The organism is Pseudomonas fluorescens (assembly GCF_000968015.1).
GTDB classification, from domain to species: domain Bacteria; phylum Pseudomonadota; class Gammaproteobacteria; order Pseudomonadales; family Pseudomonadaceae; genus Aquipseudomonas; species Aquipseudomonas fluorescens_W.
Genome location: NZ_LACH01000040.1, coordinates 31,483 through 46,098, shown reverse-complemented (window position 1 = coordinate 46,098; position 14,616 = coordinate 31,483). Strand labels below are relative to the sequence as shown.

The following is a 14,616-nucleotide window of genomic DNA, read 5'->3' as shown; positions in this document are numbered from 1 at the left end:
GGGTAGCAGACAGGGGCGTACTCAAATCTTGAATTCACTAGAGATTCCCTGTGGGAGCGAGCTTGCTCGCGATGACTGTCTTCCAGTCGACATTGATGTTGATGTTGATGTTGCCTGACACTCCGCTATCGCGAGCAAGCTCGCTCCCACAGGGGATTTGCGTCGGACGCACCTCCCGATTTACCCGCGGTAGATCAGTCGCGAAGCCTTCTCGTTACGCAACGTCAGGTGTTCCATGCCCAGCCCCGGTGCCTCGGCTTCCTCGCGGGCCTTGAGAATCACACCGTGGTGCGGTGACTTGCTGCACACCGGGTCCGCGTTGGCGGCGTCGCCGGTCAGCATGAATGCCTGGCAGCGGCAGCCGCCCAGGTCCTTGTGCTTTTCATCGCAGGAGCGGCACGGCTCCTTCATCCAGTCATCGCCACGAAAGCGATTGAAACCGAAAGAATCAGTCCAGATGTGCTCGATACTGTGCTCGCGCACGTTGGGGAACTGCACCGGCAACTGTCGGGCGCTGTGGCAAGGCAACGCCGTGCCGTCGGGGGTGATGTCGAGAAACAGATTGGCCCAGCCGTTCATGCAGGTCTTGGGGCGTTCCTCGTAGTAATCCGGGGTGACGAAGATCAGCTTGCACGGGTGGCCCTGCGCTTCAAGACGCTCGCGGTATGAGTGGGTGATGCGCTCGGCACGCTGCAATTGTTCGCGCGTGGGCAACAGGCCGACGCGGTTGAGCTCGGCCCAGCCGTAGAACTGGCACGTCGCCAATTCGACGAAATCCGCTTCCAGTTCCAGGCACAAGTCGATGATCTGCGCGATCTGGTCGATGTTGTGCCGATGGGTGACGAAATTCAGCACCATCGGGTAGCCCTGGGCTTTCACCGCACGAGCCATCGCGAGTTTCTGGGCGAAGGCCTTGCGCGAACCGGCGAGCATGTTGTTCACCGCTTCGTCGGCGGCCTGGAAGCTGATCTGGATATGGTCCAGCCCCGCGACCTTGAAATCGCGCACTTTCTGCTCGGTCAGGCCGATGCCCGAGGTGATCAGGTTGGTGTAGTAACCCATGTCCCGGGCGGCCTTGATCAGCTCGGCCAGGTCCTGGCGAACCAACGGCTCACCGCCGGAAAAACCCAGTTGCGCGGCGCCCATTTCCCGGGCCTCGCGGAACACCCGGATCCATTCTTCGGTGCTCAACTCTTCGTCTGATTGGGCAAAGTCCAGCGGGTTGGAGCAATACGGGCATTGCAGCGGGCAACGATAGGTCAACTCCGCCAACAGCCACAGCGGCGGCCCCGGACGCGAATCATTCGATCCAGAATTGAGCATGGGCCACCTCCAGAAACGCCAGCACATCTTCATCGATCCCCGGTACGCCGGGGAAACTCTCAGACAGTCGATCAATGATCGCCGCGACGCTGCGCTGACCGTCCACCAGATCGAGGATCTGCCCGGCACTGGTGTTGAGTTTGATCATGCCTTCGGGGTACAGCAGCACGTGACAGTCCTGACGGGGTTCCCATTGCAGGCGAAAACCCTGGCGCAGCGACGGTGATTGCTCGCGGTTGATCAGGCTCACAGGGCAATCCCTCGATGCCAGACCTGCTCCGTGGTGACGCTGTGATACGGCGGACGCTCCAGCTCGTAGGCCATGCTCATGGCGTCGAGCATGCTCCACAGCACGTCGAGCTTGAATTGCAGGATTTCCAGCATGCGTTGCTGGCCTTCGACCGTGACGTAGTGCGCCAGGGTGATGCGCAAACCGTGCTCGACATCCCGTCGCGCCTGACTCAGCCGAGTACGGAAATAGTCGTAACCGCCGACGTCGATCCACGGGTAATGGGCCGGCCAGGCATCGAGCCGGGATTGATGGATTTGTGGCGCAAACAGCTCGGTCAGCGAACTGCTGGCGGCCTCCTGCCAACAGGCGCGACGGGCGAAGTTGACGTAGGCGTCCACGGCGAAACGCACACCGGGCAGTACCAATTCCTGCGAGAGGATTTGCTCGCGATCCAGCCCCACCGCTTCGCCCAGCCGCAGCCAGGCTTCGATCCCGCCTTCGCTGCCGGGTGCGCCGTCGTGATCGAGTATCCGTTGCAACCATTCCCGGCGTACGTCGCGGTCCGGGCAGTTGGCGAGAATCGCGGCGTCCTTCAGGGGAATGTTGACCTGGTAATAGAAGCGATTGGCGACCCAGCCTTGAATCTGCTCGCGGGTTGATCGGCCGGCGTACATGGCTTGGTGGAATGGATGGTGGATGTGGTAATAGGCGCCTTTGGCGCGCAGGGCCGCTTCGAATTCGGTGGGGGTCATTGCTTGGTCAGTCATTGCTGTTCTCCTGGAAGCTGTGCGGTGTCTGCTCTGGCCTCATCGCGAGCAAGCTCGCTCCCACACTGGATCTGTTGCGAACTTGAGTCCCCTGTGGGAGCGAGCTTGCTCGCGATGAGGCCATCAGCTACAGCTCAATACTCATGCCGTCATAGGCCACTTCAATCCCGCGCCGATCCAGCAGCGCCCGCTCGGCCGAGTCTTCATCGAGGATCGGGTTGGTGTTGTTGATGTGGATCAGCACCTTGCGCTGGCGGGTGAAGCCTTCAAGGATGTCGAGCATGCCGCCAGGGCCGCTTTGCGACAGGTGACCCATTTCACTGCCCAGGTTCTGGCCGACTTCGCAGACTCGCATCTCGTCGTCGCGCCACAAGGTGCCGTCCAGCAACAGGCAATCGGCGCGTTGCATCCAGCCCAGAACCTCGTCGTCGACCTGTCCCAGGCCCGGCGCATAGAACAGCGACGCGCCGCTGCGCCGGTCTTCGATAAACAAGCCGATGGTGTCGCCCGGCTGCGGATTGCCGCGATTGGGCGAGTACGGCGGTGCGTTGCTGACCAAGGGGATCGCGCGAAATCGCAGGTGCGCGCACGCCGGGATGCTGAAGGGCTCGCGGTCGAGCCCGACCGGTTGCCACTGCAACCCGCCGTTCCAATGCTTGAGCATGGTGAACAACGGGAAGCCGCTGCTCAGGTCTTCATGAACCCGTTCAGTGCACCAGACCGAATGCGGGCAGCCTTCGCGCAGGCTCAACAGGCCGGTGCAATGGTCGATCTGGCTGTCCAGCAGGACGACGCCAGCGATAGCGGTATCACGTACCCGGCGCGCCGGTTGCAGCGGCGCGAAACTCTCGAGTTGCGCGCGAATGTCCGGTGAAGCATTGCACAGCACCCAATCCACACCGTTGTCGCTCAGGGCAATCGAGGACTGGGTGCGCCGTTGGGCCCGCAGGCTGCCATTGCGCATCGCGGCGCACTGGCGGCAGTTGCAATTCCACTGCGGAAAACCACCGCCAGCGGCGGATCCGAGAACGCGAATGTGCATGGGCAATGCTCCAGAAGGCAGGCCCGGCCAACGTAACGGCTGGCCGGGTGAACAATCAGCGGTTGGCGAAATACATCGTCACTTCGAAGCCAATGCGCAGGTCGGTAAACGCGGGTTTAGTCCACATGGGTCAATCCTCTTCTTGTGCCGGACGATTCCGGTAAAGCCATTAATGCACGGGGGGCCAGGCACCCGAATGCTACTTTCGAACGAGGTGGCGGCGTGCATTGGTAGGGGGTGCTGCCAGATTCTCAGCACACCCAAAACCAATGTGGGAGCGAGCTTGCTCGCGATGAGGGCAGCACATTCAACATTGATGTTGACTGTCAGACCGCTATCGCGAGCAAGCTCGCTCCCACAGGTTCTTCAGTGTACTTGCGGGGGTTAGAAGAACCCCATCGGATTGATGTCGTAGCTCACCAGCAGGTTTTTGGTCTGCTGATAATGGTCGAGCATCATCTTGTGGTTTTCACGGCCGACACCGGACTTCTTGTAGCCACCGAACGCGGCGTGGGCCGGGTACAGGTGGTAGCAGTTGGTCCAGACACGCCCGGCCTTGATCGCGCGGCCCATGCGGTAGGCGCGGTTGATGTCGCGGGTCCACAGGCCGGCGCCGAGGCCGAACTCGCTGTCGTTGGCAATCGCCAGGGCTTCGGCTTCGTCCTTGAAGGTGGTGATACCCACCACCGGGCCGAAGATTTCTTCCTGGAACACGCGCATTTTGTTGTGGCCCTTGAGCAGGGTCGGCTGGATGTAATAACCCGTCGACAAGTCGCCTTCAAGACGCTCGGCCGCGCCGCCGGTGAGCAGCTCGGCGCCCTCTTCCTGGGCAATTTTCAGGTACGAGAGGATCTTGTCGTATTGCTGCTCGGACGCCTGGGCGCCGACCATGGTTTCGGTGTCCAGCGGGTTGCCGCGCTTGATCTTGACGATCTTCTTCATCACCACTTTCATGAAGTCGTCGTAGATCGACTCCTGCACCAGCGCTCGCGATGGACAGGTGCAGACTTCGCCCTGGTTGAAGAACGCCAAAACCAAACCTTCGGCGGCCTTCTCGATAAACTGCGGCTCGGCTTGCATGATGTCTTCAAAGAAAATGTTCGGCGACTTGCCGCCCAGTTCGACAGTGCTCGGAATGATGTTCTCTGCCGCGCATTTCATGATGTGCGCGCCAATCGGGGTGGAACCGGTGAAGGCGATCTTGGCAATGCGCTTGCTGGTGGCCAGCGCCTCACCCGCTTCGCGACCGAAGCCCTGAACGATGTTCAGCACACCGGGTGGCAGCAAATCGGCGATCAGTTCGGCGAAGACCATGATCGACAGCGGCGTCTGCTCGGCGGGTTTGAGTACCACGCAGTTACCGGCGGCCAGGGCCGGGGCGAGTTTCCAGGCGGCCATCAGTAGCGGGAAGTTCCACGGAATGATCTGTCCGACCACGCCCAGCGGCTCGTGGAAGTGATAGGCCGTGGTCAACTCGTTGATCTCGGCAGCACCGCCCTCTTGAGCGCGGATGCAACCGGCGAAGTAACGGAAATGGTCGGCGGCCAGCGGCACGTCGGCATTCAGGGTTTCGCGCACGGCTTTGCCATTGTCCCAGGTTTCGGTGACGGCGAGGATTTCCAGATTCTGCTCGATGCGGTCGGCGATTTTCAGCAGCACCAGGGAGCGGTCCTGCGCCGAAGTCTTGCCCCAGGCGTCGGCTGCGGCATGTGCTGCGTCGAGGGCTTTTTCGATGTCGGCGGCGCTGGAGCGAGGGAATTCGGCGATCACTTCACCGGTGACCGGCGAAGCGTTGGTGAAGTACTCACCATTGACCGGGGCGACGAACTCGCCGCCGATGAAATTGCCGTAGCGCGGTTTAAACGTAACGACGGCGCCAGGTGTACCAGGTTGTGCGTAGATCATGGTGGGCCTCTGTCTGGGTCGATGCCTGTCGGGCAAACAGGCGATGAACCGATAGTAGAGAGCCCTGCGCGCCAGACGAATGCGCCGTTGGCAGGAGGACTCTCGTTATTTGGTCGTAGATTTGCGTACATCTCCATGTGGCAAATCTCCCTTGTAGGAGTGAGCCTGCTCGCGATGGCGGTGTCACAGTCAGTATCACTTTTGACTGGAAGTCCGCTATCGCGAGCAGGCTCGCTCCTACAGGGTTATGCGGTGTATTTGGGGTTAGTGCTTGGCCACGAGGTCTTTCGGCAGCTTGAAGGTCCAGAGCATGCCGCCCTGGTTGAAGTCCTTGATGCGCTTAGCCACTTCGCCGCCCCACAGCGGAACAGCACCGCCCCAACCGGACAGCACCGAGACGTATTGTTCGCCGTCCATTTCCCAAGTGATGGGTGAGCCGAGTACGCCGGAGCCGGTCTGGAACTCCCAGACTTTCTCGCCGGTCTTGGCATTGAACGCCTGCAGGAAACCTTCCGGCGTACCGGTGAACACCAGGTTGCCCTTGGTGGTCAGCACTCCACCCCACAACGGCGCGAAGTTCTTGTGGCGCCAGACTTCCTTGCCGGTTTTCGGGTCGATGGCGCGCAACACGCCGATGTAGTCTTCATTCAATGGCTTGATGGTGAATCCGGCACCGAGGAACGCCGCGCCTTTCTTGTAGGCGATGCCTTCGTTCCAGATGTCCATGCCCCACTCGTTGGACGGCACGTAGAACAGTCCGGTGTCCTTGTTGTAGGCCATCGGCATCCAGTTTTTCGCGCCGAGGAACGCCGGGGCTACGAATACCGAACTGCCTTTGGCTTCGGTGCCTGGCGCGCCTGGGCGGCTGGCTTCGTTGTAGATCGGCCGGCCGTCTTTATCCAGGCCGGTGGCCCAGGTGATCTTGTCCACGAACGGGAAACCGCGAATGAATTTGCCGTTGGTGCGATCCAGCACATAGAAGAAACCGTTACGGTCAGCGGTCGCGGCGGCTTTGATCTCTTTGCCGCCTTCGGTGTAGTTGAACGAGACCAGCTCGTTTACGCCGTCATAGTCCCAGCCGTCGTGAGGTGTGCTCTGGAAGTGCCATTTGATGGTGCCGTCGTCCGGGTTGAGCGCCAGGCGCGACGAGGAGTAGAGGTTGTCGCCAGGACGCAAGTGCGAGTTCCACGGTGCCGGGTTGCCGGTGCCGAACAGCAGCAGATTGGTTTCCGGGTCGTAGTAACCGCCCAGCCAAGGGGCGGCGCCGCCGGTTTTCCAAAGGTCGCCGGGCCAGGTCTTGCCGGCTTCACCGCCGGAGATGCCGTTCTCTATCGCTTTGCCGTCCTTGTAGGTGTAACCCATGTGGCCTTCAACGGTGGGTCGAGTCCACAACAGGTCGCCGTTTTTCGGGTCGTAGGCTTCGATTTTGCCCACCACCCCAAACTCGCCGCCGGCAACACCGGTGATCAGTTTGCCGTTGATGACCAACGGCGCGGCGCTGATCGAATAGCCTTCCTTGTGATCAGCGACTTTCTTGCTCCAGACGACTTTGCCGGTGTCTTTGTTCAGGGCCACAAGCTTGGCGTCGAGGGTGCCGAAGATCACCAGGTCGCCGTACAGCGCGACACCACGGTTGATCACGTCGCAGCAAGGACGGATGTCATCGGGCAGGCGCGCATCGTATTGCCAGAGTTTCTTGCCGGTGCGCGCGTCCACCGCAAACACCCGCGAGTAAGAACCGGTCATGTACATCACGCCGTCCTTGATCATCGGCTGTGCTTGCTGACCGCGTTGTTTTTCACCGCCGAAGGAGAATGCCCAGACCGGCCGCAAGTCCTTCACGTTGTTGACGTTGAGCGTGTCCAGCGGGCTGTAGCGTTGACCCTGGACGCCCAGACCGTTGGTGACGACCTGCTCCGGGTTCTTGGGGTCCTGGAGGATGTCTTGATCAGTGACGCCGGCCAATGCCGAGCCAGACAACAGCATGGCACTGAGCAGCACGCTCAAGACGAAGGGTTGGCGACGTGCGGGTTGGGTCATGACGGCTACCTCTGCAGTTTTTGTTATACCCGGGAAATTTTTCCGGTCTGGTGCAGATTCTTGGGCGCCGCCGCCCTTGGAACAATTGCCCGCAGTGCTGAGATTGCTAGTTCCTTAGTACCGGGTCGTATGAGGTGAAACCGAATTCGTTGATCGCCACTACCCCCTGTGGGAGCGAGCTTGCTCGCGATGAGGCCCTCACATTCAGCATCGATGTCGGCTGATACACCGCCATCGCGAGCAAGCTCGCTCTCACAGGGGATCTTTGTTGATCACTTGTCCGCGTTCGAATCGACTCGGGTCATTTGCCCGCGCTCGTAACGCGGATACAGATGGCTGACGCTGCGGATCAGTTCGTAGCGGCTCAGAGTGATCCCGGCGAAACGTTCGGGAATGGGGCTGCGGATCATCTCGGCCATATCACTGCCATTGGTGGCACCATCGCGCATAAGCTGATCGAGCCAGCTGAGGTAGTCACGCATTTGCTCGAACGGTTGTTGGTCACTGGCCACGGGGCCGTGACCGGGGACGATCAACGTCCACGGCAAGCCTTGAAGGGTGGCGATGTCCGCCAGCCACACCGACAGCCCCGGACTGTTGGGCGTGGTCAGCGCCCGTTGGTAAAACACCAGGTCTCCAGCAAACAGCACGCCGGTTTTCTGGTCGAGAATAGCCAGATCCGCGCCCGTGTGCCCACCCAGGCCCAGCAGAAGCAGATCGTGATCCCCAAAACTTCGCACGCCGGGCGTCAGCGCCTCGGTCGGCAACACCACTTCGGTGCCGCGCATCCAGTCGCCCACCAGGCGATACATGTTCTCGGCCATGGCATCGCCCTGCTGATGCAACAGCTCGGTGGTGCCGGCCAGCGCGCCAATCGGCACGTCACTGAAGGCCTGGTTGCCGAGCACATGATCAGGATGATGATGGGTCAGCAGCACCTCGATCACCGGTTTGTCGGTGATCGAGGCAATCGCCTTGCGCATCGCTTCGCCGTAGCGTTTCGACGGCCCGGTGTCGATCACCACCACACCCTGCCCGGTGACGATGAACGCGGTGTTGACGATGTTGCCGCCGTTGGCCTTGGCAAAATTGTCGGTACTGCCTTCCAGCAACCAGGTGTCTTCGGCGATCTGCCGGGGTTTGAGTGAGTAGTCGAGATCGGCCAGGGCCGGCAGGCTCAGGCTCATGAACAACAGCAGCATCCAGCGCATCACGCGCTCCTTTGGGTCAGGGTAGGGCCGCATCGAATTGATTGCCGCTGTTGTCGCGCAGCATCAGGCGCGTCTGCCCTGCCCCTTCGATATCGAAGGTCAGGTTGGGGTTTTCGCTGACGGCGGGAAACAGCTCCAGACGGGCCAGCAGCTGATCGTTCTGATCCCGCAGTTCGGCATGGTTGATGAAGAATTCCGGGATGCCGCTGACCATGCCGTTGTCCATCGGGTGCGCCACCTGCAAACGCACGCGACTGAATTCGCCACGGGGATAACGACCGCCCAGTACTTCGCCGATGTGCTCTTCCCATCCCGGCTGAGTGCGCACCACACTCGGCGCCGTGCAACCGCCGCCCGCCGCATCGATCAGCGTCGAACCGACATGCCAGACCCCATCGCGGGTCAGTACCGCCGCGCGCAACGGCGTGGCCTGCTCGATACGAATGCGGATCGACAGCCAGGGCAGCACGCGGTCCAGCGGCTGGAAATCGACAATCTTCGGCAAGGGGTTGAGCTCAGCCCAGGCGAGGATTTTCACCACTTCGCCCTTGAACGCTCGCGCGTCGATTTCCAGCGGCACTTGCCGGGCGTCTTCGGCGAACGGTGGCGCCAGCAGCTTGACCCGCTCGTCGAACACGAACGGTGCATCGCCGAGCATTTGCTTGTGATAGAAGGCCCACATCACCGAGGGCACCGGGTCTTTGCCCGGGTCGATGTCCACGGCGTGCGCGGCGATGGGTAACCAACAGGCCAACAGACAACTCGCTCGCCAGTTCACTGTTGATACATCTCGGGCACGTCATAGCGCAGGCCGTAATGGCCATAAATGGTTTTGACAGCGCCCTCGCGGATCAAGACTTCCAATGCCTCTTCCACGGCATAGGCCAGTTGTCGGTTGCTTTCGTGCACCGCCATGCCGATCTCCCAAAGCTGCTTGCCCATGTTCGGGTAGGCGTTTTCCGCCAGCGCCACTTGCGGGTCCGCCGCTTCATGCACTTGCCAGTCAATCTCGCCGCGCATGGCCATGACGGCGTCGACTTCACCGGCCTTCATGGCCGCGAAAGCCTGGGGCACGCCGGGATAGTGGTGGGTTTTGCCGGCGAGCATGCCGTTGAACACCGAGGTCAGGTAGAACGACGGCACGCTGTCGACTTCGACGCCGATCGGGTGGTGCTCGAACACGGCGACGCTGCCCACCTTGTCCAGCCGGCGACGGTCATAGGCGACCTGCCATTGTTCGTTCTGGTACGGCCCGAACATCACTACATGGCCGTTTTCCAGCTCGCCCAGTTCATTGCGTTTTTGCGCGTAATCGCGGTCATACGGCACGCGCATCATCAGGTCGGCCAGTTGCAGATCATGCAACTGACTGGCACGCCAGATGTAATCGCGCAGATCGTCATCGAGCTTCTCGCCGGCCGGCGCCCAAATCAACGTCAGGCGTACGCCGAGGGCCTTGGCCAGCGCTTCGGCGAGCTCGACATCAACGCCACGGGCCTGGCCGGCGTCCTCGAAACTGTAGGGGGCGAAGTCCTTGTAGACCGCTACTTTCAGCTCCCCGGCCGCGATCATTTCGTCATAGGTACGGACCTGCGCCTGCACGGCCTGGCAGCACAGCAACACAGCGCTGATCAACACAGCGAACAGGCGCATGGATTACTCCTCGACGTGAACGGTGTCCAGGTAAGTGCGTACCGCCCACAAGGCTTCCTGGCTCAGGTAGTCGGCCATCTTCGGCATGTAGACCCGGCCGTCACGCACGGCGCCGTGGCGCACCCGTTCGACGAACCATTCATCACCGGCATCAGCGACATCGAGCATGCGCAAATCAGGGGCGATGCCGCCGGATTTGGCTTCCAGGCCATGACAGGCCGCGCAGTTCTGGTTGTACGCCGAAGAGCCGATTTCCACGGCTTTATCGTGTTGCGGTGAATTGCGGTAAGGGTTCACCGATGCCCAACCATCGGCATCGACCTTGACGCCTGCGTCCTTGATCGGGGTCAGGCCCGGGGTTTCGACAGCCTGGGGGACCACGTTGCCGTGGGCCCAGACCGAACCTGCACTGATAAAACCGGCCAGCAGTCCGGCAACGAGTAAGGCGTTGCGTTTTGTTTTCATTGTTATGCCCTCTTGATTGCACGCAAAACCTCTTTGAAGAGGCTATGGCACCCATCTTAGGAAGGGCTTCGCGCAAGCCCCATGCTGCTTTGGTGGCCGCCGTCTAGTTCCTTGGTAGTAGGGCTTGTGGCGCGAACCCGGGTACGCTTCCGGCACCTTTACGACCTTGGTACTGGCTCACTGGTACTTTCTGCATATTTCCTTCTGCCTCACAGCGTTCCTATGCTGGCGCTACCTGTAATGGAGTGCCTTATGCGCCAGCTTGCCCCTTACGCCCTGATCTACCTGTTGGCGATTGCCTGCGCCGCCGGGCTGGCGACCCAGAGCCTGGCCGCGGACGCGCCGTTGAAGGTGCAGATCGGCTACCTGGGCTATCACCCCGACCCGGGACCGTTGCTGTCGAACGTCATTCCCGAGCCGGTCGATGCCGGGTTGCGTGGCGCCGAACTGGCGATCAATGACAGCAACAGCACAGGGCGTTTCCTCAACCAGAGCTACAACCTCGTCAGCGCCAACGTCGACAATCCAGATGCCTTGGTGGAAGCGGCCAAGGCTCAACATGAACAAGGTCTGCGCCTGTTTGTCGTCAACGCACCGGCCGCCAGCTTGCGCCAACTCAGCGCCGTGCTACCCGACAGCTTGCTGTTCAACGCCGGCAGCCCCGACGACAGCCTGCGCACCACCGACTGCCTGCCGAACGTGCTGCACAGCCTGCCGAGTCGGGCAATGCTCGCTGATGCGCTGGCGCAATTTCTGGTGGTGCGCAAATGGCAACGGGCGTTGCTGATCGTCGGCCCGACCCCGGACGATCAAGCCTATGCCGCCGCCCTGCGGCGCGCCGCCAAACGCTTCGGCCTGAAACTGGTCGCGGAAAAAGCCTGGAGTTTCGACAACGATCAGCGTCGCAGCGCCCAGGCCGACATGCCGCTGTTCACCCAGACCGCCGAGTACGACGTGGTGCTGGTGGCGGATGAACGCGGTGATTTCGGCGAATACGTGCCCTACCAGACCTGGTACCCACGGCCGGTCGCCGGCACTCAGGGCCTGACCCCGGTGGGTTGGCACAAAACCGTGGAAACCTACGGCGCCGCCCAGTTGCAGAAACGCTTCGAAGCCCTGACCGGGCGCTGGATGAATGACCGGGATTTCGCCGCCTGGATCGCCGTACGCAGCATCGCCAGTGCGGTGAGCAAACTGCGTCAGGTCGATGCGATGGCGATCCGTACGCTTGAAATCGGCGATCAATTGCCACTGGACGGTTTCAAGGGTCGCAAGCTCAGTTATCGGCCGTGGAACGGCCAGTTGCGCCAACCCATTCCCATCGTGCAGCCCCGGGCGCTGGTCAGCACGTCGCCGCAAGACGGCTTCCTGCACCCCTTCAACGAGATGGACAGCCTCGGCTACGACAAGCCCGAGGTCAGCTGCCGCTTTCCCTGATTCAACTTTCCACAAGAACTACAACAAAAAGGAATCCACCATGCGTCGCACCCTGCTCTCTTGCGTCCTCTTGCTCGCCGCCGGGAATGCCACGGCCAGCACCGCCTGGGTCTCCAACGAAAAAGACAACAGCCTGAGCCTGATCGACCTGCAGACCCTGCAAGTGACCGACACCCTGCCCGTCGGCCAGCGCCCGCGCGGTCTGCTGCTGTCCCACGACAATAAGCTGCTGTACATCTGCGCCAGCGACTCGGATCGGGTCCAGGTGATGGACGTCGCCACGCGCAAGATCATCAAGGAACTGCCCTCGGGCAAGGATCCTGAACAATTCGCCCTGCACCCGAATAATCGCTGGCTGTACGTTTCCAATGAAGACGATGCGCTGGTAACGGTGATCGACACCGAAACCTCCAAGGTGCTGAGCCAGATCAACGTCGGCGTCGAACCCGAAGGCATGGCCGTCAGCCCCGACGGCAAGTGGGCGGTGAACACCAGTGAAACCACCAACATGCTGCACTGGATCGACACCAGCACCCAGACCCTGGCCGACAGCACCCTGGTGGATCAACGACCGCGCTTCGTCGAGTTCACGCCAGATGGCTCGAAGCTCTGGGCTTCGGCGGAAATCGGCGGCACGGTGACCATTCTCGACGTCGCCACCCGCAAGATCCTCAAGACCCTGACCTTCCAGATCAAGGGCGTGCACCCGGACAAAGTCCAACCGGTAGGCATCAAGCTCAGCGCTGACGGCAAGTACGGTTTCGTCGCGCTCGGCCCGGCCAATCATGTGTCGGTGATCGACGCCAAGACCTTCGAGATTCTTGATTACCTGCTGGTCGGCCGGCGTGTCTGGCAGATGTCGTTTACCCCGGATCAAAAGCAATTGCTGGCCACCAACGGCGTCAGCGGCGATGTGTCGGTGATCGATGTCGACAACCTCAAGGTCACCCAATCGATCAAGGTCGGGCGTTATCCGTGGGGCGTGGTGGTGACGCCATGAACGCACTCGAAGTCAGTGAGCTGAGTTTCGCTTATGGTGCAAAAGAGGCGTTGCGTCAGGTGAGTTTCAGCCTCGCGCCCGGCCGTTTCGCGGCACTGCTGGGGCCGAACGGCGCGGGCAAATCGACGCTGATTGCCCTGCTCACTCGACTCTACGATGTGCAGCGGGGCGACATCCGCGTCGGCGGCTGTTCGTTGCGCAACGCGGCGCGTCCGGCGCTCAAGCAATTGGGTGTGGTGTTTCAGCAAAGCACGTTGGACCTGGACCTCAGCATCGAGCAAAACCTGCGTTATCACGCCGCGCTGCATGGGATGTCCCGACGTCAGACCGGTCTTCGGGTCGACGCCGAACTGGCACGCCAAGCCTTGACCGAACGCCGTCGCGAACGGGTCCGCGAACTCAATGGCGGCCACCGTCGTCGGGTGGAAATCGCCCGCGCCTTGCTGCATGAGCCACGCCTGTTGCTGCTCGATGAGGCCAGCGTCGGTCTCGACCCGGCCAGTCGGCTGGCGCTCAATCAGCACATTCGCAGTTTGTGCCGCGAGCAGAACATCAGCGTGCTCTGGACCACCCATTTGCTGGATGAAGTGCAGCCCAGCGACGACTTGTTGATCCTGCATCAGGGCCGGTTGGTCGCCAGCGGACAAGCCGACGCCCTGAGCCTGGAGCACGGCGGCGACCTGGGTTCGGCCTTCACTCGACTGACCACTTCAGGAGCCGCCCAATGAATGCCTACTGGCAATGTTTCAGCGGCATCGTGCTGCGTGAATGGCTGCGTTTTGTGTTGCAGCGCACGCGGTTTCTCAGCGCTTTGGTTCGGCCATTGTTGTGGCTGCTGGTGTTCGCCGCCGGTTTTCGCGCGGCACTCGGGATCGCGATCATCGAGCCCTACGACACCTACATTCCGTATGAGGTTTACATCATCCCTGGCCTTGCCTGCATGATCCTGCTGTTCAACGGCATGCAAGGTTCGCTGTCGATGGTCTACGACCGGGAAATGGGCAGCATGCGCGTGCTGCTGACCAGCCCCCTGCCCCGGACTTTCCTGCTGTGCAGTAAACTGTTGGCCACCTCTCTGATCTCGCTGTTGCAGGTGTACGCCTTTCTCGCGATTGCCTGGGTGTATGGCGTGCAACCACCGGCAATGGGCTTGTTGATCGCCTTGCCGGCGTTGCTGCTGGTGGCGTTGATGCTCAGCGCGCTGGGTTTGTTGCTGTCGAACGCGATCCGTCAGCTGGAGAACTTTGCCGGGGTGATGAATTTCGTGATCTTCCCACTGTTTTTCCTGTCGTCGGCGCTGTATCCGCTGTGGAAAATGCGCGAGTCCAGCGAGTGGCTGTACTGGTTGTGCGCCTTGAACCCGTTCACCCATGCAGTGGAACTGGTGCGGTTTGCCTTGTATGAGCGCTTCAATCCGTTGGCGCTGGCGGTGTGCATCGGGCTGACGCTGGTGTTCGCTTTGCTCGCCGTGTTCACCTTCAACCCGCAACACGCCGCCCTGCGCAAATCTAGTTAACAACACAAATCCCCTGTGGGAGCGA

The 14,616-nt window shown here is 61.1% G+C and carries 15 protein-coding genes; 4 read left to right on the top strand and 11 right to left on the bottom strand.

The features are described 5' to 3' along the window. Nucleotides 1–180: 180 nt before the first annotated feature. The 11 genes from pqqE to pedF form a co-directional block, all read right to left on the bottom strand. The gene (gene pqqE / locus VD17_RS18565; RefSeq protein ID WP_046055063.1) at nucleotides 181–1,323 is read right to left on the bottom strand and encodes a pyrroloquinoline quinone biosynthesis protein PqqE; all 1,143 of its coding nucleotides are present in this window, start codon (nucleotides 1,321–1,323) and stop codon (nucleotides 181–183) included. Next, nucleotides 1,301–1,573 (bottom strand): pyrroloquinoline quinone biosynthesis peptide chaperone PqqD, encoded by a 273-nt coding sequence (gene pqqD / locus VD17_RS18560; RefSeq protein WP_046048900.1) that lies wholly within the window; start codon nucleotides 1,571–1,573, stop codon nucleotides 1,301–1,303. Before pqqD ends, pqqE begins: the two co-directional genes overlap by 23 nt. Continuing rightward, complete coding sequence (pqqC, locus tag VD17_RS18555; RefSeq protein ID WP_046055062.1) at nucleotides 1,570–2,322, bottom strand: pyrroloquinoline-quinone synthase PqqC; 753 nt, start codon at nucleotides 2,320–2,322, stop codon at nucleotides 1,570–1,572. Before pqqC ends, pqqD begins: the two co-directional genes overlap by 4 nt. Before the next feature lie 127 nt (nucleotides 2,323–2,449). After that, nucleotides 2,450–3,364 (bottom strand): pyrroloquinoline quinone biosynthesis protein PqqB, encoded by a 915-nt coding sequence (gene pqqB, locus VD17_RS18550; protein ID WP_046055061.1) that lies wholly within the window; start codon nucleotides 3,362–3,364, stop codon nucleotides 2,450–2,452. Between the two features lie 55 nt (nucleotides 3,365–3,419). After that, nucleotides 3,420–3,491: a pyrroloquinoline quinone precursor peptide PqqA gene (gene pqqA, locus VD17_RS31685; protein ID WP_003253598.1), complete on the bottom strand. Its 72-nt coding sequence runs from the start codon at nucleotides 3,489–3,491 to the stop codon at nucleotides 3,420–3,422. Nucleotides 3,492–3,748: 257 nt separating this feature from the next. Continuing rightward, nucleotides 3,749–5,269: an acetaldehyde dehydrogenase ExaC gene (gene exaC, locus VD17_RS18545; RefSeq protein ID WP_046055060.1), complete on the bottom strand. Its 1,521-nt coding sequence runs from the start codon at nucleotides 5,267–5,269 to the stop codon at nucleotides 3,749–3,751. Nucleotides 5,270–5,533: 264 nt separating this feature from the next. After that, nucleotides 5,534–7,309 carry a PQQ-dependent methanol/ethanol family dehydrogenase gene (locus tag VD17_RS18540; RefSeq protein WP_046055059.1) on the bottom strand — a complete coding sequence of 592 codons (1,776 nt, stop codon included), beginning with the start codon at nucleotides 7,307–7,309 and terminating at the stop codon, nucleotides 5,534–5,536. Nucleotides 7,310–7,581: 272 nt separating this feature from the next. After that, nucleotides 7,582–8,520, bottom strand: a complete 939-nt coding sequence (locus VD17_RS18535; RefSeq protein ID WP_046055058.1) for a quinoprotein relay system zinc metallohydrolase 1 — start codon at nucleotides 8,518–8,520, stop codon at nucleotides 7,582–7,584. Between the two features lie 16 nt (nucleotides 8,521–8,536). Continuing rightward, nucleotides 8,537–9,298 (bottom strand): quinoprotein dehydrogenase-associated SoxYZ-like carrier, encoded by a 762-nt coding sequence (locus VD17_RS18530; RefSeq protein ID WP_046055057.1) that lies wholly within the window; start codon nucleotides 9,296–9,298, stop codon nucleotides 8,537–8,539. Continuing rightward, complete coding sequence (locus VD17_RS18525) at nucleotides 9,295–10,173, bottom strand: substrate-binding periplasmic protein (RefSeq protein WP_046055056.1); 879 nt, start codon at nucleotides 10,171–10,173, stop codon at nucleotides 9,295–9,297. Before VD17_RS18525 ends, VD17_RS18530 begins: the two co-directional genes overlap by 4 nt. Nucleotides 10,174–10,176: 3 nt before the next feature. Beyond that, nucleotides 10,177–10,638 (bottom strand): cytochrome c-550 PedF, encoded by a 462-nt coding sequence (pedF, locus tag VD17_RS18520; protein ID WP_046055055.1) that lies wholly within the window; start codon nucleotides 10,636–10,638, stop codon nucleotides 10,177–10,179. A gap of 252 nt (nucleotides 10,639–10,890) precedes the next feature. Here pedF and VD17_RS18515 point away from each other — a divergent pair, with 252 nt between their 5' ends. From VD17_RS18515 to VD17_RS18500, 4 genes are read left to right on the top strand one after another with little or no spacing between them, the layout of a single operon-like run. Further along, on the top strand, nucleotides 10,891–12,075 hold the full coding sequence (locus VD17_RS18515; protein ID WP_046055054.1) for an ABC transporter substrate-binding protein: 1,185 nt from the start codon (nucleotides 10,891–10,893) through the stop codon (nucleotides 12,073–12,075). Between the two features lie 40 nt (nucleotides 12,076–12,115). Further along, entirely contained in the window at nucleotides 12,116–13,075 is a 960-nt protein-coding gene (locus VD17_RS18510) for a YVTN family beta-propeller repeat protein (RefSeq protein WP_046055053.1), read from the top strand. Further along, on the top strand, nucleotides 13,072–13,803 hold the full coding sequence (locus VD17_RS18505) for an ABC transporter ATP-binding protein (RefSeq protein ID WP_046055052.1): 732 nt from the start codon (nucleotides 13,072–13,074) through the stop codon (nucleotides 13,801–13,803). Before VD17_RS18510 ends, VD17_RS18505 begins: the two co-directional genes overlap by 4 nt. Further along, the gene (locus tag VD17_RS18500; protein WP_046055051.1) at nucleotides 13,800–14,591 is read left to right on the top strand and encodes an ABC transporter permease; all 792 of its coding nucleotides are present in this window, start codon (nucleotides 13,800–13,802) and stop codon (nucleotides 14,589–14,591) included. Before VD17_RS18505 ends, VD17_RS18500 begins: the two co-directional genes overlap by 4 nt. Nucleotides 14,592–14,616: the final 25 nt, after the last annotated feature.

Bases quoted from the DNA above. Each gene is read 5' to 3' on its own strand.
- pqqE (WP_046055063.1), bottom strand. From the start codon at position 1,323: ATGCTCAATTCTGGATCGAATGATTCGCGTCCGGGGCCGCCGCTGTGG.
- pqqC (WP_046055062.1), bottom strand. From the start codon at position 2,322: ATGACTGACCAAGCAATGACCCCCACCGAATTCGAAGCGGCCCTGCGC.
- pqqB (WP_046055061.1), bottom strand. From the start codon at position 3,364: ATGCACATTCGCGTTCTCGGATCCGCCGCTGGCGGTGGTTTTCCGCAG.
- exaC (WP_046055060.1), bottom strand. From the start codon at position 5,269: ATGATCTACGCACAACCTGGTACACCTGGCGCCGTCGTTACGTTTAAA.
- VD17_RS18540 (WP_046055059.1), bottom strand. From the start codon at position 7,309: ATGACCCAACCCGCACGTCGCCAACCCTTCGTCTTGAGCGTGCTGCTC.
- VD17_RS18535 (WP_046055058.1), bottom strand. From the start codon at position 8,520: ATGCGCTGGATGCTGCTGTTGTTCATGAGCCTGAGCCTGCCGGCCCTG.
- VD17_RS18525 (WP_046055056.1), bottom strand. From the start codon at position 10,173: ATGCGCCTGTTCGCTGTGTTGATCAGCGCTGTGTTGCTGTGCTGCCAG.
- pedF (WP_046055055.1), bottom strand. From the start codon at position 10,638: ATGAAAACAAAACGCAACGCCTTACTCGTTGCCGGACTGCTGGCCGGT.
- VD17_RS18515 (WP_046055054.1), top strand. From the start codon at position 10,891: ATGCGCCAGCTTGCCCCTTACGCCCTGATCTACCTGTTGGCGATTGCC.
- VD17_RS18510 (WP_046055053.1), top strand. From the start codon at position 12,116: ATGCGTCGCACCCTGCTCTCTTGCGTCCTCTTGCTCGCCGCCGGGAAT.
- VD17_RS18505 (WP_046055052.1), top strand. From the start codon at position 13,072: ATGAACGCACTCGAAGTCAGTGAGCTGAGTTTCGCTTATGGTGCAAAA.
- VD17_RS18500 (WP_046055051.1), top strand. From the start codon at position 13,800: ATGAATGCCTACTGGCAATGTTTCAGCGGCATCGTGCTGCGTGAATGG.